The organism is Burkholderia sp. SIMBA_051 (genome assembly GCF_046534915.1).
GTDB lineage: Bacteria > Pseudomonadota > Gammaproteobacteria > Burkholderiales > Burkholderiaceae > Burkholderia > Burkholderia ambifaria.
Genome location: NZ_JAWRXS010000809.1, coordinates 1 through 240, shown reverse-complemented (window position 1 = coordinate 240; position 240 = coordinate 1). Strand labels below are relative to the sequence as shown.

The following is a 240-nucleotide window of genomic DNA, read 5'->3' as shown; positions in this document are numbered from 1 at the left end:
CGAAATCGCTCGCCGAGCAGATGAACCGTTCGTCCGCGCCGGTTGCGCCGCATGTCGATGAATTCGAGCTCGCGGGGCTCACGCCTGCGCCGGGGCGTAACGTGCAGGTGCCGCACGTCGCGGAATCGCCGGCCGCGCTCGAATGCAAGCTGCTGCAGGTCGTGCGGCTGCATACGCTCGACGGCAAGCCGATGGACAACTACCTGTCGCTCGGGCAGGTGGTCGGCGTGCACATCAACG

General features: G+C 67.1%; 1 protein-coding gene. It reads left to right on the top strand.

The features are described from left to right. A partial coding sequence (locus tag SB771_RS36690; RefSeq protein WP_410722244.1) for a flavin reductase family protein occupies positions 1 to 240 on the top strand: 240 nt, incomplete at both ends.